The 20,701-nt window shown below is 58.8% G+C and carries 21 protein-coding genes; 2 read left to right on the plus strand and 19 right to left on the minus strand.

Annotation, left to right across the window (positions count from 1 at the left end; translation table 11 throughout):
- Positions 1-37: 37 nt before the first annotated feature.
- From coaD to G4C92_RS00580, 6 genes are all read right to left on the minus strand, one after another.
- Entirely contained in the window at positions 38-520 is a 483-nt protein-coding gene (gene coaD, locus G4C92_RS00555; RefSeq protein WP_274940691.1) for a pantetheine-phosphate adenylyltransferase, read from the minus strand.
- Positions 517-1,080 carry a 16S rRNA (guanine(966)-N(2))-methyltransferase RsmD gene (gene rsmD, locus G4C92_RS00560; RefSeq protein WP_274940692.1) on the minus strand — a complete coding sequence of 188 codons (564 nt, stop codon included), beginning with the start codon at positions 1,078-1,080 and terminating at the stop codon, positions 517-519. The genes coaD and rsmD overlap by 4 nt, the downstream gene beginning before the upstream one ends.
- A complete protein-coding gene (locus G4C92_RS00565) occupies positions 1,077-1,487 on the minus strand; it encodes a methylglyoxal synthase (protein ID WP_274940693.1) in 411 nt (136 codons plus the stop codon). Before G4C92_RS00565 ends, rsmD begins: the two co-directional genes overlap by 4 nt.
- Before the next feature lie 88 nt (positions 1,488-1,575).
- Positions 1,576-3,624, minus strand: a complete 2,049-nt coding sequence (gene recG / locus G4C92_RS00570; RefSeq protein ID WP_274940694.1) for an ATP-dependent DNA helicase RecG — start codon at positions 3,622-3,624, stop codon at positions 1,576-1,578.
- A 111-nt stretch (positions 3,625-3,735) separates the two neighbouring features.
- Positions 3,736-5,418 carry a DAK2 domain-containing protein gene (locus G4C92_RS00575; RefSeq protein ID WP_274940695.1) on the minus strand — a complete coding sequence of 561 codons (1,683 nt, stop codon included), beginning with the start codon at positions 5,416-5,418 and terminating at the stop codon, positions 3,736-3,738.
- A gap of 17 nt (positions 5,419-5,435) precedes the next feature.
- The gene (locus G4C92_RS00580; protein ID WP_274940696.1) at positions 5,436-5,792 is read right to left on the minus strand and encodes an Asp23/Gls24 family envelope stress response protein; all 357 of its coding nucleotides are present in this window, start codon (positions 5,790-5,792) and stop codon (positions 5,436-5,438) included.
- Between the two features lie 205 nt (positions 5,793-5,997).
- Here G4C92_RS00580 and rpmB point away from each other — a divergent pair, with 205 nt between their 5' ends.
- Positions 5,998-6,183 (plus strand): 50S ribosomal protein L28, encoded by a 186-nt coding sequence (rpmB, locus tag G4C92_RS00585; protein ID WP_274940697.1) that lies wholly within the window; start codon positions 5,998-6,000, stop codon positions 6,181-6,183.
- A gap of 178 nt (positions 6,184-6,361) precedes the next feature.
- Here the strand turns inward: rpmB and G4C92_RS00590 are convergent, their stop codons facing one another.
- The 9 genes from G4C92_RS00590 to ruvA all read right to left on the minus strand — a co-directional run bounded on the left by G4C92_RS00590 (position 6,362) and on the right by ruvA (position 15,758).
- The gene (locus tag G4C92_RS00590) at positions 6,362-6,739 is read right to left on the minus strand and encodes a GerW family sporulation protein (protein WP_274940698.1); all 378 of its coding nucleotides are present in this window, start codon (positions 6,737-6,739) and stop codon (positions 6,362-6,364) included.
- Positions 6,732-7,826: a hypothetical protein gene (locus G4C92_RS00595; RefSeq protein WP_274940699.1), complete on the minus strand. Its 1,095-nt coding sequence runs from the start codon at positions 7,824-7,826 to the stop codon at positions 6,732-6,734. Before G4C92_RS00595 ends, G4C92_RS00590 begins: the two co-directional genes overlap by 8 nt.
- Positions 7,823-8,158, minus strand: a complete 336-nt coding sequence (locus G4C92_RS00600) for a hypothetical protein (RefSeq protein WP_274940700.1) — start codon at positions 8,156-8,158, stop codon at positions 7,823-7,825. The genes G4C92_RS00595 and G4C92_RS00600 overlap by 4 nt, the downstream gene beginning before the upstream one ends.
- A 5-nt stretch (positions 8,159-8,163) precedes the next feature.
- On the minus strand, positions 8,164-9,930 hold the full coding sequence (locus G4C92_RS00605) for a peptidoglycan D,D-transpeptidase FtsI family protein (RefSeq protein ID WP_274940701.1): 1,767 nt from the start codon (positions 9,928-9,930) through the stop codon (positions 8,164-8,166).
- A 51-nt stretch (positions 9,931-9,981) separates the two neighbouring features.
- Complete coding sequence (locus tag G4C92_RS00610; RefSeq protein ID WP_274940702.1) at positions 9,982-11,307, minus strand: FtsW/RodA/SpoVE family cell cycle protein; 1,326 nt, start codon at positions 11,305-11,307, stop codon at positions 9,982-9,984.
- A gap of 3 nt (positions 11,308-11,310) precedes the next feature.
- On the minus strand, positions 11,311-13,581 hold the full coding sequence (locus tag G4C92_RS00615) for a peptidase U32 family protein (protein WP_274940703.1): 2,271 nt from the start codon (positions 13,579-13,581) through the stop codon (positions 11,311-11,313).
- A 122-nt stretch (positions 13,582-13,703) separates the two neighbouring features.
- Positions 13,704-14,042 carry a cell division protein ZapA gene (locus G4C92_RS00620; RefSeq protein WP_274940704.1) on the minus strand — a complete coding sequence of 113 codons (339 nt, stop codon included), beginning with the start codon at positions 14,040-14,042 and terminating at the stop codon, positions 13,704-13,706.
- 60 nt (positions 14,043-14,102) lie between these two features.
- Positions 14,103-15,116 (minus strand): Holliday junction branch migration DNA helicase RuvB, encoded by a 1,014-nt coding sequence (gene ruvB / locus G4C92_RS00625; protein ID WP_274940705.1) that lies wholly within the window; start codon positions 15,114-15,116, stop codon positions 14,103-14,105.
- Between the two features lie 36 nt (positions 15,117-15,152).
- Positions 15,153-15,758, minus strand: a complete 606-nt coding sequence (gene ruvA, locus G4C92_RS00630; protein WP_274940706.1) for a Holliday junction branch migration protein RuvA — start codon at positions 15,756-15,758, stop codon at positions 15,153-15,155.
- A gap of 171 nt (positions 15,759-15,929) precedes the next feature.
- Between ruvA and G4C92_RS00635 the strand changes: the two genes are divergently transcribed.
- Positions 15,930-16,835, plus strand: coding sequence for a ribonuclease H-like domain-containing protein (locus tag G4C92_RS00635; protein WP_274940707.1), 906 nt, complete (start codon positions 15,930-15,932; stop codon positions 16,833-16,835).
- Here G4C92_RS00635 and rpsA read toward each other — a convergent pair.
- From rpsA to G4C92_RS00655, 4 genes are read right to left on the minus strand one after another with little or no spacing between them, the layout of a single operon-like run.
- Positions 16,783-17,859: a 30S ribosomal protein S1 gene (rpsA, locus tag G4C92_RS00640; RefSeq protein ID WP_274940708.1), complete on the minus strand. Its 1,077-nt coding sequence runs from the start codon at positions 17,857-17,859 to the stop codon at positions 16,783-16,785. The genes G4C92_RS00635 and rpsA overlap by 53 nt on opposite strands.
- Positions 17,844-18,716 carry a 4-hydroxy-3-methylbut-2-enyl diphosphate reductase gene (gene ispH / locus G4C92_RS00645; RefSeq protein WP_274940709.1) on the minus strand — a complete coding sequence of 291 codons (873 nt, stop codon included), beginning with the start codon at positions 18,714-18,716 and terminating at the stop codon, positions 17,844-17,846. The genes rpsA and ispH overlap by 16 nt, the downstream gene beginning before the upstream one ends.
- Entirely contained in the window at positions 18,713-19,408 is a 696-nt protein-coding gene (gene cmk / locus G4C92_RS00650) for a (d)CMP kinase (RefSeq protein WP_274940710.1), read from the minus strand. Before cmk ends, ispH begins: the two co-directional genes overlap by 4 nt.
- Positions 19,405-20,670: a BaiN/RdsA family NAD(P)/FAD-dependent oxidoreductase gene (locus G4C92_RS00655; RefSeq protein WP_274940711.1), complete on the minus strand. Its 1,266-nt coding sequence runs from the start codon at positions 20,668-20,670 to the stop codon at positions 19,405-19,407. Before G4C92_RS00655 ends, cmk begins: the two co-directional genes overlap by 4 nt.
- Positions 20,671-20,701: the final 31 nt, after the last annotated feature.

Raw genomic sequence — 20,701 nt, forward strand, 5'->3', positions numbered from 1 at the left:
GGCTGTTCTGTCAGGCTCCGTCAGCCTGCCGCAGCGGTCATTCGCAACGAAGCTTTTCCCTCATCTTTTCAGCAACAAACGGCGGGACGAATTTGTCGACACTCTTGCCAAATGCCGCAACCTCCTTGACCGTCGTGGAACTCAGATACGCGTATTCAAGGCTGGTAATCAGAAACATCGTATCGATATCCGGCGCGAGGATCCGATTGGTCTGGGCCATCTGCAGTTCGTATTCAAAATCAGTAATGGCGCGCAGACCACGAATGATCACCTGCGCGTCGCACATTCTGACGAAGTCAACTGACAGTCCGTCAAACGATTTAATGACAACATTCGGTATGTCTTTTGTCACTTCGTTTAATATAGTAACACGTTCATCTGTGGAAAACAACGGAGTTTTTGCCGAATTGCGCAAAACTCCCACCACCACTTCGTCGAACTGTTTGGCCGCCCGCCGGATGATGTCAAGATGTCCGTTGGTGCACGGATCAAAGGTACCCGGATAAACCGCTCGCCTCATACTGTATCTCCCGCCCTCTCCAGAAAGAGATGGGTGCTCTGTCCGTAAATCTTATGCCGGATCACCCTGTATCCGAGATCCTCCACATAGGAAAAATCGGTTCTCGGAGACGCCTCCACGACGACCACGCCTCCGGGCGCAAGGAGCTTCATCCCTGCCAGCAGGGTCAGTGTCTGGCGTTCAAGGCCGTGATCAAACGGAGGATCCATGAAGATGATGTCAAACGGATCTTCCTTTTCCAGCGAAGGCAGAACGGACTGCACATCTCCTTTCAGAAGTGTGGCGCGCTCAGCAAGCCGGGTGAACTCCAGGTTCTCAAGAATGAGCTGCTGCGTCTTCCGGTCTTTCTCGACGAAATACGCGCCGGCCGCGCCGCGGCTCAGCGCCTCGATGCCGATGGAACCGGATCCCGCGTACAGGTCAAGGAAGCGGCATCCCGGAATCCGGAACTGCAGAATATTGAATAATGTCTCCTTCGTGCGGTCCGTGGTCGGCCGGACATCCTGACCCCGGACAGTGCGGAGAGGCATGGACCGCGCGGTCCCCGCGATGACTCTCACAGCTCTCCGCTGCTCTTCATGCCGATTCTCCAGTCAAGGTCGCCCCGTCCGAGGCCGAGAATCAGCATTTCCGCAGTGGCAATATTGGTCGCGACCGGAATCGTATTCTGATCGCAGGCAGTGACGATCGTGAAGACGTCCGGGTCCTTCGGGTCAATCATGGACGGGTTATAGAAGAATATGACCATATCCATGGCGCCGCGCTCGATCATTTCCGTAAACTGCTTGTCGCCTCCCAGAGAACCCGGCAGAAATTTATGGACATGCAGCGAGGTAACCTCCTCAATGCGGCGGCCGGTCGTGCCGGTCGCATAGATGTCATGTCTCGACAGAATCCCCTTATACGCGATGCAAAAATCCTCGATCAGTGTCCGCTTACTGTTATGCGCAATTATTCCGATATTCATTCGCTGCCTCGCATCGTTCTGAAAGCTGTTATCATTATCGACCATATTGTATCATATGCCATCGACATTTTACACAAAAAAATCTTTCTCAGAGCGTGATGTTTCGCTCATTTGCACTCATGTAGCGGTTCAGCTCCTCCCGCAGCGACTGATGATCCTCCGCAAGAAGCGCCGGATCCTCCGATAGAATCCCTCCCGCCGTCTCTCCGGCCATCTTAAGCATCTCCCGGTCACGGGAGACATCGGCCAGCCGGAACATCGCGTCCCCGCTCTGCCGGATCCCCAGCAGATCGCCGGGTCCTCTCAGTTCAAAGTCCTTCTCCGCAATTTCAAATCCGTCATCCGACTCCTTCATGATCGAAAGCCGCTTCATGACCGCCTCCGAAGTCTGACCGGCCATAAAAATGCAGTAGGACTGATGCACGCCCCTGCCAACGCGCCCCCGGAGCTGATGCAGCTGGGCGAGCCCGAACCGCTCCGCGTTCTCGATCAGCATCACGGTGGCGTTCGGGACATCGACGCCCACCTCGACCACGGTTGTGGAGACAAGAATCCGGATTTCGCCCGACGCGAACGACTCCATCACACGGTTTTTCTCCTCCGGTTTCATCCGGCCGTGCAGCATGCCGACCTTCAGTCCCCCGAACTCCTTTGTCAGTGCAGCCGACTCCACTGTCACGCTGGCGAGTTCGAGTTCCTCGGTCTTCTCGATCATCGGGCAGATCACATATGCCTGACGCCCCGCCTCCGCCTCCCGGTGGATGAACCGGAGCGCATTCGGTCTCCAGCCGGAATCCACGACCGCGCTGCGAATCGGAAGCCGTCGGGCCGGCCTCTCGTCCAGAACCGAAATATCCAGATCGCCGTAGAAAATCACACCCAGCGTACGGGGAATCGGTGTCGCGCTCATCACCAGTGCGTTCGGCATATCCCCTTTCTCCGCAAAAGACTTTCGCTGCCGTACGCCGAAGCGGTGCTGCTCATCCGTGATCACCAGGGCCAGACGGTTGTACAGGACCCGGTCCTCGATCAGCGCATGTGTTCCGACGATGAGCTTCGCTGTGCCTTCTTCGATCGCCTTCAGCGCCTGCCGCCGGTCCGATACGCCCATCGAGCCCGTCAGAAGAACCGGATGAAATCCGTCGAGTTTCATCCGGTCAAGCAGCCCGCAGAGCTTCTCGAAGTGCTGCCGCGCCAGCACTTCCGTCGGCGCCATCAGCGCCGCCTGCATACCGTTCGCCGCTGTCTGCAGCATGGCAAGAAACGCAAGAATTGTTTTGCCGGATCCCACATCGCCCTGAACAAGACGGTTCATCAGCCCGTCCGCAGCCAGATCCGTTTCGATCTCCCGCCAGACCCGTTTCTGCGCGCCGGTCAGCGGATAAGGAAGCGCGTCGATCACTTCCTCGGTGATCCAGACAGGCGGAACGGGAAGCGGACGGCTGCCGTCCTTTTCCTCGCTCTTCAGTCTGCGGAGCGTTATCACGGACAGGAAAAACTCATCGAAGACAAGTCTCTGCCTTGCCCGGAGAAACTCCTCTCTGTCATGCGGAAAATGGATGCTCCGAACCGCCTCCTGCTCGTCCTGAAGGCCTAGCAGCCGTATCAGCGTCTCAGGCAGATATTCATTGACGAGCCCGGCCTCCCGGCCGAGCGCCTGACGCACAGCCCGGGCAATCGTCTTGCCTGAGAGTCCCTTCGTCAGTCCGTAGACCGGAACGAGCGTGCGCTCCAGCTCGGCGTACTTTTCCGGCGTGAACACCTCTGGGTGTTCCATAATGCGGACGCCCTTCACGGTGCGGACAAGGCCGCGGAAAACAAGCCGGGCGCCGCGCCTGAGCACACCGGTCATGAAGGGAGCGTTGTACCAGGTCAGTCGGATTTTTCCAGTCGGATCCGAGACTTCCGTCGTGACAATCTGAACCTTGCGGTACCGTCTCAGCGTCACGGAGCCGCTGATCACGCCGAGGACCGCGCCCTTCGCGCCCTCCGCGAGGGCGGACACGGCTTCCGGCGGCGTATACTCGTCGTATCCGACCGGGTAGTAGCGCACCAGCTCTTCTGGGGTGGTGACACCGACCTTATTAAGAAGTGCTGCCGTCTTGGGTCCGATTCCCTTCAGATCCGTCAGTTCCATCCGTCATCCTCAAAAAACAGAGAAGCATGCCAAAGTTCCTGCCGCGGCCGCCCAGTGCTGACGCACGGGCGGCCGCGGCAGGAACTCTGGCGCGCGGCTCACAGCTTTTGCTTACTCTACCGACAGTATACAGTAGTAAATCGGCTGTCCTCCGTAATTGGTCTCCACATCGACATCGCTGTAAGCCGCCTCAATCCGCTTCGCAAGCGCCTCCGCCTTCTCTTCCGGGAAATCCGCTCCGTTGTAGAGACTGATCAGCTCGGAGTCGTCGTCCACCATTTTCCCGAGCGCGTTCATCACCACCTCATCAACTTCACTTCCGGTAGCGAGAATGCCGTCGTCACCGATCGCCATGATGTCGCCGTCATGGATTTCATGTCCGTCGATCTTCGTATCCCGGACCGCGTATGTCACCTCGCACGTCTTCACCGTCCCGATCGCCTCGGTCATCGCTTCCAGATTTTCCTCGGCGGAATTGCCTTCCACATAGCTCACCATCGCGGTGATGCCCTGAGGCACGGTTTTCGTCGGAACGACGACGACCCGGCAGTCCTCGGTCAGTTCCTGAGCCTGATTGGCCGCAAGAATGACATTCTTGTTGTTCGGAAGGATATAGACGGTCTCCGCGTGAACCTCGCGGATCGCCTTCAGCATATCATCCGTGCTCGGATTCATCGTCTGTCCGCCCTCGATGAGGCAGTCGACGCCGAGTCCGCGGAAGATCTCGCTCATGCCGTCCCCGATTGTGACGGAAATGAAACCGGCCTTCTTTCTGGGCCTGTTCTCCGTCTCTGGCTGATTCTTTGCAAAGGCGGCCTGCATTTCCGACTCCTTGAAGAGCTTCTCCTGATGCTCGATCCGCATGTTGTCAATTTTCATCCGGCTGAGGCTGCCGTATTCCAGTCCCTTCTCAAAGGCAAGTCCCGGATGATTCGTGTGCACATGAATTTTCACGATGTCATCATCCGCGACCAGCACCAGACTGTCTCCGATGGAGGTGAGGAAGGATTTCAGATTCTTTTCCTCCACTTCGGAGAACGGCTTTTCGAGATTGATGATGAATTCGGTGCAGTATCCGAACTTGATGTGATCCGTGCTGATTTCTTTATGTCCCTCCGGTGCGGTCTGCGGCATCTTTGCGCCGGCAGGAGCTTCGAAGGTCAGATCCAGTTCCTTCCCGTTGAACGCGTCCACACAGCCCTCGAGCACGGTCATCAGTCCCTGTCCGCCGGAATCCACGACGCCGGCTTCCTTCAGAACCGGGAGCATGTCCGGCGTCCTCTTCAGCGTCTCCTGTCCTTCCTCAAGAATCAGGGAGAAGAAACCGGTAAGATCCTCCGCGCCGTCCTGGACTTCATCCGCCTTCAGCGCCATCGACTTCGCAACGGTGAGGATCGTGCCCTCCTTCGGCTTCATCACGGCCTTATAGGCCGTCTCCACGGCCTTTCCCATCGCCTCGGCGATCAGCGCCTTGTCAAGAGACTCATGGTCCCGTATCGTCTTCGTGAATCCCCGGAACAGCTGGGAAAGAATCACGCCCGAGTTGCCCCTTGCGCCTCGGAGTGATCCGCCGGAAATCGCCTTCGCCAGCTCATCGATCCCTGCGCTCTCCGGCAGTGCGTTCACCTCGCCGGCTGCCGAAAGGATCGTCAGCGTCATATTGGTTCCCGTATCGCCGTCCGGCACCGGAAACACGTTCAGCTGATTGATCCATTCCTTCTTGAGCTCCAGATTTTTCGCACCCGTCAGGAACATCCTGCGAAGCATCTGCGCATCAACCGTATTCATCGCCACGACGTTCACCCTCCCCATCAATCGATCACACGGATCCCTTCCACGAGCACTTCGATACGTTCAACCGAAAGACCCGTGAACTGTTCCACCTTGTACTGAACGGCCTCGATCAGGTTCCCGGAAACCGCAGGGATGCTGACGCCGTACGCGACGATGCAGTGAATGGTCAGCGAAATCCTGTTGTTGTCAATCCGCACATTGATTCCGTATTTCAGGCTGTCACGCTTCAGCAGATGGACCAGTCCGTCCTTCATGCTGTATGCGGCCATGCCGACGATTCCGAAACAGCCGACCGCCACACTTCCGGTATAGGTCGCGATGACATCCGGATCGACGAGAATCTCGCCGTACTCGGAGTTCAGATGTCCTTTCATATGCCACCTCCGCATCTCTGATAACTCCGGTTATTATACCCTGTTTGACGGGGTATGAAAAGATGTTTTCCGTTTCGGCGCTTCATACAGGCGTTTTGGACCGCCTTCTTTTGTGGAAAACGCTTGCAATGGCGTCCGCTTTCTGATAGAATAGCGATGTTCGGGCCCGACGGGGCTTTAATCTGTTGCAAGGAGGTGTTTACCGGTGGCAGTTTGTTCAGTTTGCGGAAAGGGCGCGCACTTCGGAAATAATGTGAGCCATTCTCATAGAAGATCCAACAGAATGTGGAAATCCAACATCAAAAGGGTCAGAATTAAGGTCAATGGCGTTCCGCAGCACGCGTATATCTGTGCTCAGTGCCTGAAATCAGGTAAGGTGGAGCGTGCGTAATCACCCCCGCCCGCTGCCGTTTGTCTTTTGATTCGCGGCACAATCGGACAGGAACAGCAGATATGAGGATAAGACACAGGCCTTGAGGCCTGTGTTTTTCTTTTGAAGGCGGGCGGAAGAAGTGCAGACTGCAAAGCGGCCTGCACTTCTTCCGCCCGCTCATTCCGTTTCCGGATTCTTACGCGTTCTTCGTGCCGCCGTCCTCTTTCTCCGCCTTCCGGTTTGTGAACCGGCTCATCACATCCGGCAGCATATCCATGATCTTCGAGAGACTGTCCTGGTTTTTGACATTAACCAGTTTTGTCGTCCCACCGGAGATGATCAGCAGCGCGCTGGGCGTCATCTTTCCTCCGATTCCGCCGCCGGCGTTGGGATTCTTCCTGTCTCCCTGATTCGCGCCGGCGCCCGCGCCGAATGAGACGTCCATCAGCGGAAGAATCGTCGCACCGTCTACCCTGATCGGCTCTCCGACGACGGTTTTTGACGTGAGGAAACCCTCCATTCCCGTGAAAAGCGATTCCACCGTGTTCTGAAAATCATTGCTGTGATCAGCCATCTTCTTCCTCCTTCACCGTTTCTGTTATTTCTCCGGCCCCGCCTTTTCCGGATTTCCGCAAGAGGCGGACCAGATACCGGACATCCCGGCTTATCAGCGCGGAGACCGCCAGCGTCAGCGGGCAAATCAGAACCACCCTGCCTGCAAGCCGGAGACGGCCTGCCGCGTAGGTTCCGTCAAAATCAGGGCAGACGGCGATCCGACCCGCTGTCAACGGATAGAAGACGGACAGAGCCGCCAGCACCTCCCCGGAAGCAGCCGGGTCACCGCAGCCGAACCTGATCTCGCCCGAAGCCTCCCTTGGCCTCAGGTGGCGCAGCAGCCGCTTCAGCTTGTCAAGAAGCGTCCGCAGCGCCCCTTCCGTCCGCGGATCCGTGATCACATCAAGAATGCCCGCCGCCTTCCCAACCGCTCCGGCAGCCCCTGAGAAGAACCTTCCAAGCCCGGCACTGATTTCCGCGGGCAGGAAACAGAGCTTCAGAAGCAGATCATAGACAGTCCAGAACCCGTCTCGCACGGCACTCCACAGCGCCCGGAAAATCCTTCCTGTCACGCCGAGACTTTGCCTCGCACGGATCAGCAGGCGCTCTCTGTGGTCCTTCGCCTTTTTCAGCGCTTCCTTTTCCGCCTTCCGGCGGGAAGTCTCCTCCTCCGCACGCCGCGTATTCTCCGCTTCTCTGGCTTCCCGGCGCGCCTCGGCCTCGCGCTTCAGTTTCTCGTATCGCTCCGGATCCTCCGTTTTCAGACGATCCAGCTTTTCTTTCTTAACCTGCTTCCTGTGCGCGGCCTCTTCTTCCCGCCTTTTCCTTCTGCGCTCTCCCGGATGAAATCCGAATACCGTGAAGCGGATGCCTCTCCTCCCGTCCGGCGCGGCTTTCCGGTCGAAGGCATATGAAACGGTAAAGGCACCGGCCAGCCAGGAAGCGCGTGCCTCGCCCCTCGCATCGCCGGTGCGGCTGTCTCCCTCTCCGCTGATCCGGTAACGGACCGGAACCAGAAGAACCAGCGCGATCAGAGCCAGCACCGCAAGAAGCAGGATGACGAAAATGCGGCCGATGACAGCGAAAATGCCTGCAGCAGCGCTCATTTCACTCCTTTCATCCGGAAATATGCCCGGAGGTCCGCATCTCCGCGTGCGCGGAGCGAATCGCCGATCATCCGCTCGACGAGGCCGACAGCCTCCTCTTTCGATGAGGCAAGACCGACGATCACGGGAAGATGCAGCCGGAGCGCCGGCTGCCGCAGAAAGACGGTCGGAACCAGATCCAGCATATCCGTCCCGTTGGACGCCAGTGTGATCACAATATGGCCCCGGTCCGGTCTGTCCATGTCAAGCCTGTGCCGTATGGCCCCCGCTTCCTTCCGGACGCTCTCTCCCAGATAGAGCGTATCCGCCCATCTCAGCATCCGCCGCTCCATGCCCGTCATCCTCCGTAATATGTATCCAGTACCTTCTCCGCGATCGGAACCGCAGTGGAGCTTCCCGAGCCGCCGTTTTCCGCCAGCACGGCGATCACCAGATCCGGATTGCCCGGATTGGTAAAGCCGACAAACCAGGAATGGGTCCCAATGGACCCGTCGCTCCGATAGTACTCGGCTGATCCGGTCTTTCCGGCTGCCTGATAGCTCCGTCCCGAGAGGGCGGACGCGGAGCCCTCCGAAACCACTTCCTTCATCAGATCCGTGAGTTTCGACGCCTCATCCGAGGTCATCAGCCGGCGGTACGTCTTCGGCTTCGTCTTCGACACGGCGGAGCCGGCTGCATTTTCAATATGATCAATCAGATACGGCTTCATCAGCACGCCGTCGTTGGCGATCGCCGAGACGATCAGCGCCATATGATAGGGCGTCACCAGCGTTTTTCCCTGTCCGAAGGCAGTCTGCACCAGCTCCACCCTGCCCGAGGAGGATGTCAGCGACCAGCGGCTCTTCGAGCTGGCGAGATCGAACGGAAGCTTCTGTCCGAACAGCATATCCTTCGCCACCTTCGTCAGCGGGTTTGCCCCGAGATCGAGCCCGATCGTGGAGAAGGCCGTGTTGCAGCTGTGCGCGAAGGCCTGGGTGAAATTCTCTTCCCCGTGCGCCGTGCCGTGATAGCAGTGAACCGTGTAATCGTCCACCTGCAGCTCGCCGGTGCAGGTATAGCTGAAACTGTCGAAGGTATGATACCGGCGGTAATAGGCCAGCGACGTCAGGATTTTAAAGGTGGATCCGGGCGGATACAGCCCCTGTGTCGCGCGGTTGACCAGCTGGGAATTGGATGAATCCGCCACCATGTCCGCATAGCGGCTGTCGAGCGTGTTCGGATCGAAGTCCGGCTTCGAGACCATCGCCTTTACGGCGCCCGTCTTCGGATCCATCACGATGACGGCTCCGCTGTAATCGCCCAGCGCGCTGTAGCAGACATCCTGGAGGGTGGTGTTGAGTGTGGTCACAACATTGTCGCCCTTCGTCTTCCGTCCCTGAAAATCATCCAGTATCTGATCGATCAGATTGCCGTGGGAGGTCAGCAGGTCATAATTCGCGGCACTCTCGAGCCCGCTCTTCCCGTGCGTCACGAATCCGACCACATGGGCGTACTCGTTGGCGTAAGGGTAGACGCGGGTCTCACTACCCTCGTCGTCCGTCTGTGTGTAGGCGAGCACGCTTCCGTCAAGCGCCTCGATCTTCCCGCGCAGCACCCGGTCGGCCATCGAATTCTGGCGTTTGTTGTACGGGCTGTTAATCACATCGTCCTTCAATGAGACGTTGAAATACACCAGATAGCCGATCAGCAGCAGGAAAAGAATCACGAAAGCGGCTGAGATAAACAGATACGGGCCTTTGGAACGTCTCCGCTTTCCGGGTGTCCGGCTGCCGCTCTCCTGAGATGGGTATCCCGGCGCTTCCCGATATGCGGCGCGATCCGGCTCACCAAAGCGTTCTCCGCGCTCCGGTGTTCTTCTGTATCTCTCGTTCTCCGCCTCCGCGCGGCGCCTCCCGGTGCCGTCCTCCGTCCGGCTGATCCGGTGCGTTCCGCGCTCTCCGGGTGCCGCTTCCCGCACCGACCCGATGCCCCGGTCCTCCATACCCGGATAGATCTCCGGACCGGTTTCCCTCTTTAACTGTCCGTCTCCGCGGCCTTCCAGAATCTCGCGCACGTCCTCGTTGACCGACTGCGTCTCGCCGCTTCTTTTCCGTGATCGTCTCAATCGCATTTCCTCACCGTCTGTATCGTTGCCGTCAGAACCCGTCTGCCGTTTTCACTCCTCTTCCTCCCTCAGAATGTAGAGGCCCTGGATGATGGCCAGCATGGTGATCGTGCTGACCACCGAGCTGCCTCCGTAGCTCACCAGAGGAAGGGTAATGCCGGTCATCGGAATAAATTTCGTGACACCTCCCACCGTGAGAAACACCTGAAAGGCGTACTCAGTCCCGAGTCCGATCGCGACGAGCTTGCAGAACCGGTTCCGGATCAGCATCGAGATATTGCAGATCAGCAGATACATGCTCATGCATACGAGCAGGAGGCCGATGCTGAACAGTCCGCCGAACTCCTCACAGATCGCGGCAAAAATAAAGTCCTTGGTCGCGACCGGAATCGTATCGGGCCGGCCCTGATAGAGCCCGCAGCCGAACCACCCTCCGGCCCCGATGGCGAACAGGCCCTGCACGATCTGGTAGCCGGAGGTATCATAGACCGCGAACGGGTTCTTCCAGGCCGTGACGCGCTGCCGCACATGGCCGAACAGATGATAGGCTCCGACCGAGGCCAGCGCGCCGCCGCCCAGTCCCGCCAGCGCGTAGACAGGCCGCCGCGTCGCCACATAGGTCATCACGATATAGGTGATGAAGAACACAAGCGCGGTTCCGAGGTCGGTGGATAGGACGAGGATGATGACATGAAGTGCCGCTGCCGCGGTGGCGATCGCGACGCTGCGGAAGGACACATCCCTTGACAGCTTGGAGGCCAGGAAGAAAACCAGCGTGATCTTCACGAGCTCCGAGAACTGGATCGTGATGCCCCCGACCGAGATGGAGAGTTTCGCTCCGCCGCTGATTTTCGCCAGCGCCAGCACGCCCAGAAGGGCCAGAATTCCCACCCCCGCGTAGAGCCACGTCAGGCGCCGGAGCGGACGCATCCAGCGGCGCACGATCACCGGGATGACAAATGCGATGACGGTGCCGGCCGCCGCGATGATGAACTGCTTCAGCGCCTCCGTCAGATTCAGCCGCCCGATCATGATAAAGCCGATGTCCAGCAGCATCAGCATGTTGTTGACCAGCAGCATAGAGGCATCGGGATAGAGAAGGCGGTAGCAGAGAATCGTAACCAGATGATAGAGCAGAATTCCGGCCATCAGCGCCACGGAGAGCAGCGTCCGTTCATTGGCGATGATGATGCCGTATCCGAGCAGCACCATCAGAACCAGAATCCGCCTCTGTCCGCTGATCTCCCTGTTTTTCTTCTCTTCATCGGAACGGGCCAGATACAGATAGGCCCGGAGCACATACAGCAGCATCAGGACGATGAAGAGATACTTCGTCGCAGACGCGGCAATGCGCAGGATGGAATTCATTATCGTCATAGATCATTCGACTCCCCGTAAGAAGTGTCCCCGCGTAAACCTCCCGCCGAAACGGATTTCCGCTCCTCTGAGTGCGCAGCGCGCCATCTCAAGAAGCCGGCGGGTTTCCGCTCCCGTCTCAACTGTGCACTGTACCCGCACTCCGGGAAAACCAAGACTCTGTATCGTCTTCATCTCATCAAACAGCATCAGCGGCACACTGTTCAGAACCTCATTATAACAGAAAATGCAATCGCAGCCGACAAGGAATTTGGCGCCCGTCCGGTCGGTAAGCGTATGCCTCTCCGAACGGCCGGTGCAGCCCACCGTCTCTTTCACCAGACACTGAGCCGTGATCATCAGCGGAATGCGGCCGTATAAAATCAGCTCACTGGACCGGTTGTCCCGCTCCGCCAGCTCGTAACGGTTGAGCTCGAGCGGCGCGGTCAGCCTTGTGACGCCCGTATCCTCAAGAAAGGCCTCGGCGTCCCGGTTGAAGGTGTAGAGCCCCGCGTCCGCCCGGACAAGAGAAGTCAGCCCGGCTTCCCGGAGACGTGCCAACATTTCCGGGCTCCGGGTCAGCAATGTGCCGCAGCCGGTTCCCGGAAGACGGACGGCAAGATTCTTCAGTTTCCGGTCGGCCGGCGTATCCCGGCTGACAAACGGAAGAGCCACGCCGAAGGTCTTCCTCTTCCGCTTCAGCGCGGAGGAAATCCGTTCCGCGGCGGATGCCGGATCCGTCTTCGAAAGCAGGAGCGAACTCTCGACGAGTACCTGATCCGCTGCACTCTCCATCGCAGCCTCAAGCTGCTCTTCCGTCGAAACCAGCACGCTGAGCTCCGGAAGACCTCCCGGAGCGGAGAAAGCGGCAGGAATAACGGTCTGCACCGCTTCCGAAGGCGCCGTTTCCCCGTTTCCCGTCTCCTCAGCCGGCTGCCGGGCATTCTCCTCCGCTTCCGTTCCCGGGAGGCGTCTCCATTCCGCAGTCAGTGCGTCTCTGAGCGCCCCGACCCCCGCTCTTCTGAGCTCATTCAGCGATTTGACCGGAAGAAAGCTGCATCCGTCCGTACGGACGCGGACCGACACGGCTTCAAAATCCGTCTCCCCTGTCTTTGACATATTGGCACGGATCTTCGCTTCATCAAGAGGCTGGCTTTTCGCCGCGGAGACAGGATCTCCGGTGACGCGAACCGTCCTGCCGCCCGCCGTGAACGACGCCTCGGCCGGTCGGCCGGCGAAAACGGCCGCCTCGATCCGGAGCGGCACCTTTTTCTCCCTGTCCATGAAGCATCGATGCATCTCCGCGTACAGCGCGTGCCTCCGCTCCGTCTCCTCAGACGTCAGCTCATGCTTCACCAGCGCCATCATCTCCGGTCCGTTATGCCGGTGAAGATACCCGTCGGTGAAGCCGCTCCGGTTGTAAAGATCGTAAAGGAAGCTCCGGTCCTCCTGCGCCACCCGGTAATCCGAAGGATTTCGTTCCAGAAGGTCAAGGTACTTTCTGTAAACCGACACGACGCCGGCCGCATACTCGGGCTGCTTCATCCGTCCCTCGATCTTGAGAGAATCGACGCCCGCACCGGCCAGCTCGGGAAGCAGGTCTACAGCGCACAGGTCCTTCGGGCTCAGAAAATGCCGGGCCTGTTTTTCCTCCAGTATGGAAGTCCGCCCTGTAAATCGCTCGTCATCCTTCAGATACAGCAGCCGGCACGGCTGGGCGCAGCGTCCGCGGTTTCCGCTCCGCCCTCCGATCATGCTGGAGTAGAGGCACTGACCGGAATAGCAGACGCACAGAGCGCCGTGCACAAAGACCTCCACCTCCGGTCCGGCTTCGCGGATCCGGCGGATCTCTGGAAGAGACAACTCTCTGGCCGGCACCACCCGGGTCACGCCGTATCCGGCCAGCATCCTTGCGGCGGCCGCGCCCGTGACATTCATCTGCGTGCTGGCATGAAGCGGCAGCGACGGAAACGACCGGTGCAGCCGCCTCAGCACGCCGAAATCCTGCACAAGCACAGCATCCACGCCGGCTTCGACATACGGCCTTACATACGGCACCAGATCGTCCATCTCCCGTTCCTTCAGCAGCGTGTTCACTGTGAGGTACACCTTCACATTCCGGAGATGCGCGTAATCGATCGCTCCGACCAGCTCGGCTTCCTCCGGATTCTGAGCATAGGCGCGGGCTCCGAAACGGCTTCCTCCGATATAGACCGCGTCCGCACCGGCCGCGATCACGGCCTTCAGCCCTTCCACCGATCCCGCCGGCGCCAGCAGTTCCATTTTATTTCCCATCTTTCCGCTCCTGTTGCCCTGCAGCCGTGAAGGCTGCGGCCGCTCTGTTTCCGTTCAATCTGAAAAAGCGCGCACTACGAAAAAGGGGTGATCGCCATCCGGCGGTCACCCCTGTCACCTGCTCAGCGTTTCTGTCCGGCCTTCTTCATGTTCTCCATCATAACCTGAAGCGAAGCCAGCTCCTGCTTCAGACTCATCAGCTCCTTGTCCTTCCCCGTCACCTCGTCCTCAAGGTTCTCGGCCCGCTCCTTCGCCTTGAAATAATCGTCCGCGATGTTGAGGGACAGCAGCGTGTTCTTCTGGTCCTGCGTCATCCTCCGCCAGCCGGACAGGGTGCCGAGCTCATCCAGCTTGTGGTTCATATAGTGCGCGACCTTCTCCAGATACTCTTCGCTCTCGTAGCCAGAGAGCCGGACGACCTTGCCGCCGATCAGAACCTGGACTGAATTTTTCTCAGACATGAGCACCTCCGGTTTTCCATATACTGTCATTATACTGAAAACGAACCAAAAGTAAAGGCTTCACCCTTCTCCCTCTGGCATGTCGTAGCCGAGATGCTCGTAGGCCCTGCGTGTCGCCATCCGCCCTCTCGGCGTACGGACGAGGAATCCCGTCTTCAGCAGGTAAGGCTCGTAGACGTCCTCGATGGTTCCCGAATCCTCTCCGATTGAGGAAGCCAGCGTATCCAGTCCCACCGGCCCGCCCGAGAAGCGGACGATCATCGTCTCCAGAATATCCCGGTCCAGCTTCTCCAGTCCGAACTGATCCACCTCAAGAAGGTCCAGCGCCTCCGAGGCCACTCTGGATGTGATCCGGCCGTCAAAGCGCACCATCGCATAGTCACGGACCCTCTTCAGCAGCCGGTTCGCCAGACGAGGCGTCCCTCTTGAGCGTCTCGCGAGTTCCTCCGTTCCCCGCCCGTCGATCTCGACATGAAGTTTTCCGGCCGTCCGCCGGATGATCGCACTGAGTTCATCGACCGAATAGTAGTCGAGATGACCCGCCACCCCGAACCGGTCACGCAGCGGGGCGGACAGCATCCCCGGTCGGGTCGTCGCGCCTACCAGTGTGAAAGGCGGCAGATCCAGCCGGATTGACCGGGCCGTCGGACCCTTTCCGATCACGATGTCGATGGCGTAATCTTCCATGGCGGGATAGAGGACCTCCTCCACCTGACGCGCCAGACGGTGAATCTCATCCACAAAGAGGACGTCGCCGGGCTTCAGACTGTTCAGAATCGCCGCCATCTCTCCCGGCTTCTCGATGGCCGGACCGCTTGTGACCTTAAGAGAAGTCCCCATCTCGTTGGCGATGATGCCGGCCAGCGTCGTCTTGCCCAGTCCCGGCGGCCCGTAGAGCAGCACATGATCCAACGGGTCGCCTCTGAGCCGCGCCGCCTCGATGCTGACGCTTAAGTTTTCCTTCAGTTTCTGCTGGCCGATGTACTCGTCGAGCGACTGCGGGCGGATATGGTCCGATGCGAGAGCCCGGTCCTCCGGCATCTCCTCGGTTCCTGTCACAATCTTTCTCGCCATCGCCTCCTCCTTCCTGCTCCCTGCTTATCCTGCCTCTCAGCGGTACAGTTCCTTCAGCGCAAGCCGGATCAGTCCTTCCGTATCCGTGCCCGGTTCCTTCTCCTCCGCGCTCCGTACCGCACGGAAGGCCTCGGAGTTCGAATATCCGAGGGCGGTCAGCGCCATCACCGCCTCCGATTCCGTTCCGGTCTCCTTTACGCTTCCCTGCTGCGCATGCTCCTGCTTTTTTTCAAATGCATCCGCCAGATCAAGCTTGTCCTTGAGCTCGAGGATCACCTTCTGCGCCGTCTTCTTCCCGATGCCGGGCGCCTTCGAAATTCCGGCCGCATCGTCCGAAAGCACGGCAAAGCGGAGGTCGTCCGCGTTCAGGACGGACAGGATGCCGAGCGCGCCTCTCGGTCCGATCCCGCTGACGCCGAGCAGCAGGCGGAACATCTCGAGATCATCCTTCGAGAGAAATCCAAAGAGCTGCATCGCGTCCTCCCGGACGGAAAAAAAAGTATACAGCCTTTCCTCGCTTCCTACGGAAACCGAGTCCGCCACGCCGGCCGGGACAAAGATCCGGTATCCGATCCCATGATTGTCGATCACCACGGTTTCCTCCGTCACCTCCGCGACGGTTCCGGTAATATATGCGTACATAGCTGACTCCCTTCGGGTGCTGTCCGATCCGTCCGTATCCATTCCATTCTTCTGCGGCATTTCGCGGCATCGGTCCGAGTGTGCTATACTGTTCCTGCCGGACCGCCCGCGAAGGACAGACCGGCCTCCTGATATCCGGCAACAGTATACTCCGAAACGGAGGAAAATCCTATGACACAGAAAACGCTGTCCGTGCCCGGCTCCGAGCTGAATGAAAACGAACAGATCCTTGATATTGAAACAACCGGCCGCTACTGGCGGACAAGCCGCCTTACATCCGTCGCGCTCATCGCCCCCGGTTCTTCGGCCGGAACGTTCACGGAGACAGTTCTGGCCGCCTCAAATGATGAGGAGGAATACCGGCTGCTCAACGATCTCCGGTCTCTTGTCGAGAATGTCCGGACGCTGGTCACTTATAATGGGAAAGCCTTCGACATCCCGTACCTCAACGCGAAGTACAAGGCATACGGACTGGTCAATCCTCTTGCCGGCACAGGAATCGAGGATCTCTTTCTCTCTCTTTCTCCGATCCGCACTCTGCTCGGGCTGCCCTCGCGGCGTCTTCGCGATCTGGCCTCTCCTCTTGAACCTGTCGGCGGAACGGACGCCGAGCAAACCCTCCGCGTCCTGACATACCGTCATTTTCTTTCATTGCTGGACGGACACTTCAGACTGCTTCAGGCAGAAAGGGAGGGAGATCTGCTTCAGTACCGGCTCGGCCTGAACGGTTCCTTCGCGGGCAACGCGTCCATCCACGACGCCCCGTTTCATCTTACCTGTCACGGAACGGAGGCTGGACTCGGCGTCCATGTATCCGGTGGTCAGCTCCGCGTTTATCACACGGATACCGCCAACTACCGGTATCTGCCGGAGGAAGGCTACGCCGTCCATGTCTCCGTCGCACGGTACGTGGATAAAAGCCGAAAAGAAAAAGCAGTTCGTACGAACTGCTTTCATCTTGTTCCGTATTCGGATGCATTTCTCACTGATGAGAAACGGATAAACAGCTACCTCCGCTCCGTACTCAGTTATCTTCGTTCTGCGGCTCATTCTCGAGCGCCTTCATCGACAAGCTGATCTTGCGGTCGTCGGCATTGAAATCGACAACCTTCGCCTCGATCTCCTGACCGATTCGGAGCACGTCGGACGGCTTATCCACATGCTGTCTGCTGATCTGGGAGACATGAAGCAGCGCATCAACGCCCGGAAGCAGCTCAACGAACGCACCGAAGTCCGTCATTCTCGCAACTCTGCCCTTGACAATGGAGCCGGTCGCGAATTTCTCAGATGCCTCGATCCACGGATTCTCATCCGGGAACTTCAGAGACAGGGCAATCTTGTCATCCTTGATATCCTTGATCATGACGCGAAGCTGGTCACCCACATGGAAGTTCTTGTGCGGGTTCTCCACACGGCCCCAGGACATCTCGGAAATATGAAGAAGGCCGTCCGCTCCGCCCAGATCGACGAATGCGCCGAAATCCGTGACGTTCTTGACCGTTCCCTCGACCACATCGCCGATCTGGATGCGGGAGAACAGCTCCTTCGCAGCCTCCTGCTTGCGCTCGACGATCAGATGACGGCGGTCACCGATGATTCTTCTTCTTCTCGGATTGAACTCCGTGATGCGGAACTCGATTTCCTGATCCGCATACTTGCTCAGATCCTTCTCATAGACATCAGAGACAAGCGAAGCCGGGATGAAGACCCTGGTATCCTCGACGAGCACGGTCAGACCGCCGTTGAGGACCTGGGAAACCTTCGCCTTCAGCACCTCCTTGTTGTTAAACGCTTCCTCGATCCGCTTGTTGCCCTTCTCAGCCGCAAGGCGCTTGTAGGAAAGGATCACCTGGCCGTCGCCGTCGTTGACCTTCTGGACCTTCACTTCCATCTTGTCACCGACCTGCATCTTGGTCGTCAGGTCAACATCCTTTTCATTGCTGTACTCGGCACTGGTGAGAATTCCGTCTGACTTGTAACCGATGTTGAGATAGGCAACATCCGGTTTCACGTCAAGAACAGTGCCTTCAACGACCTCTCCATTTCTAATAGTCTTGAAGCTCTCGTCGAGCATCTGTTCAAAGCTCAGTTCTTCTGACATTTAAGTGAAACCTCCTGGATTATTGTATTTGGGGTCGATGCCCCCGCTGTAATACTTACGCACCTATCTGATGGGATACTGACAGACGCGAGATCCGCGGCGGACTGAATGTAGTACGTGTGAGGACATTCCCTCCGGCAGATCTCATAAAGCTTCTGCGTGTTCGAGGAAGACTTTCCGCCGATGACGATCATGACATCGGACTGTTTGGCCAGCTGAAGCGCTTCGCTCTGACGTTCCTGTGTTGCATTGCAGATGGTATTCGTAACTACTACATGATAACCCAGATTCTCAATCTTTTCAACCAATTCCTGAAATTTTTCATAGTTGAATGTCGTCTGAGACACAACGCAGATCTCATAATCCTTCGAAAACGGAATCGAAGGGAGATCCGCCTCCGATCCGACCACCGCGCAGGGACCGCTGACCCACCCCCGGATCCCCTGCACCTCCGGGTGATCCGGTGAGCCGATGATGATGATCGGATGGCCCGCCCGGCTTTTTTCCGATACGATCCGGTGGATCTTGCCCACAAAGGGACATGTGGCGTCCACGATCCGCCAGCTGCTCTCCTCCAGCTGCCGGTGCATCGCGCGGGTGATGCCGTGGGAACGGACGATGATCGTCGAGCCGGCCGGCGGAACGGATCCGTCCTCCTCGCACCGGAACTGATCGTCAATGATGCGTACGCCTTTCTCCCGGAGATCGCCGACCACCGCTTCGTTATGGATGATCGGACCCATCGTGTACACGTTCCGTCCTTCGGCGCCGGCCAGAGCAGCCTCCCGGTAAGCAAGCCCCACAGCCCGTTTCACTCCGAAGCAGAATCCGGCGCTGGCGGCTACCGTGACGCTCATAGGGCGGCCGCCTTTCCGGCAAGAACGAGGATTTTCTCCGTAACGTCTCCGACTGTCATCTCCGACGAATCAATCAGCACCGCGTCCGAAGCCTTTCGAAGCGGGGATTCGGCCCGGCTTGTGTCCCGTCTGTCACGCTCCTCGATATCCTTCTCGATGCGGGCGATCTCGTTCCTTGCCTCGTCACTCTCCGTCTCCGGTTCGGCGCCCTCCGCCTGCCGCTCCTGAAGGTAACGGCGGACCGCTCTCGTACGGGCTGAGGCGGTCAGGAAAACCTTGACTTCCGCGTCCGGCAGCACGACGGTCCCGATGTCGCGTCCGTCCATGACCACATCCTGACCGGCGGCCAGCTCTCGCTGGAGTGCTACCAGTCTCGTTCTCACCGCCGGATAGACCGAGATCGCGCTGGCCGCATTGCCGACCGCCTCTCCCCGCAGATGCTCCGTCACATCCTCTCCGTTCAGCAGCACATGCTGACATCCGTCCCGATAGACGATGGAGACGGACGTCTCCTCCGCCGCCCGTCCGACCGCCTCGCCGTCCTCCGGACGGATACCCATTCTCAGCACCGCCAGTCCCATTGCCCGGTACATCGCGCCGGTGTCCACATACACCGCGTGCATCCGCTTCGCCACCAGACGGGCAATCGTGCTCTTCCCGGCGCCGGCCGGTCCGTCAATCGCGATTTTCATCTCTGCTCCTTTCCTGTATCCTTCGTCAGATCCCGCGCCGCGGCCGCAGCCGTGCTCCACGCGATCTGCAGGTTGTAGCCCCCGGTCAGCGCGTCCAGATCCAGCACTTCCCCGATAAAATAGAGATTGTCCCGATCCTTCGCCCTCATGCTGCCCGCGTCGATCCTTCTGACGTCCACGCCCCCTCTGGTGATCACCGCCTCATTGTATCCTCTGAGAGCAGTGAAGGTAAGCGGCAGATGAAGGGTTGCGCGGACCAGCGCCTCGCGCTCGCCCCTCGTCAGATCGCGGAGCCGCCGCTCCGGGTCCACCCCGGCCACCTCAGGCATCACGGCCTGCATTTTCCCCGGATACAGCTGTCCGAGGACACTCTTCAGTTCCCGATTGGGTCCTTCTGCGGTCATACGCAGAAAGCGCGCGGTCAGCTGCTCCTCTGTCAGAGCCGGCTTGAGATCGATCCACGCGGTCAGCGGCTTCACTCCGATCAGATGACCGGCCACGGCGCTGGCGCTGAGGACCAGCGGGCCGGTGATGCCGAAGTGGGTAAACATCATCTCGCCCTGCTCCGCGAACAGTTCTTTTTTTCCGCTCCGGACATGAAGTGATACATTCCGCAGGGAGAGGCCCTGCATCTCCTTAACATATTCCTCCGCGCAGACAATCGGAACCAGTGAAGGAGAGGTCTCACTGACCGGCATCCCCATCCGGTCTGCAAACCGAAAGCCGTCGCCGGTCGATCCGGTACCCGGATAGGACAGTCCTCCGGTCGCAACCACCACAGCGTCCGCCGCAAGATCCTCCGTCCTGCCGGACCTCCGGATCCGTACGCCCCGCACGCGGCCTTCCGTCCCGGTCAGGAGCTCCTCCGCCTCCGTCTGAAGCATCATCTTCGCTCCCGCCCGCCGGAGATTCCGGCTGAGAGTGTCGATCACGTCTGCGGACCGGTCAGAGACAGGGAACACGCGCCGGCCCCGTTCGGTTTTCAGCGGAAGCCCCATCGACTCAAAAAATCTCACGGTTTCCCGCGGACTGAATCCGTAGATCGCGCTGTAAAGGAATTTCGGATTCGACATCACATGAGCGAGGAACTCTTCTTCCGTACAGTCATTCGTCAGATTGCACCGTCCCTTGCCTGTTATATACAGTTTTCGTCCGGGCTTCGCGTTTTTTTCCACGATCGTGACGCCGCATCCGCCTTTCGCAGCGAGAAGGCCGCACATCATGCCCGCGGCCCCTCCGCCGATGATCACAACCTGCTTCAAATGGTTTCCTCCATAGCGATGCACCCGGAGC

It is taken from the genome of Chordicoccus furentiruminis, from assembly GCF_019355395.1.
Lineage (GTDB): Bacteria > Bacillota > Clostridia > Lachnospirales > Lachnospiraceae > Chordicoccus > Chordicoccus furentiruminis.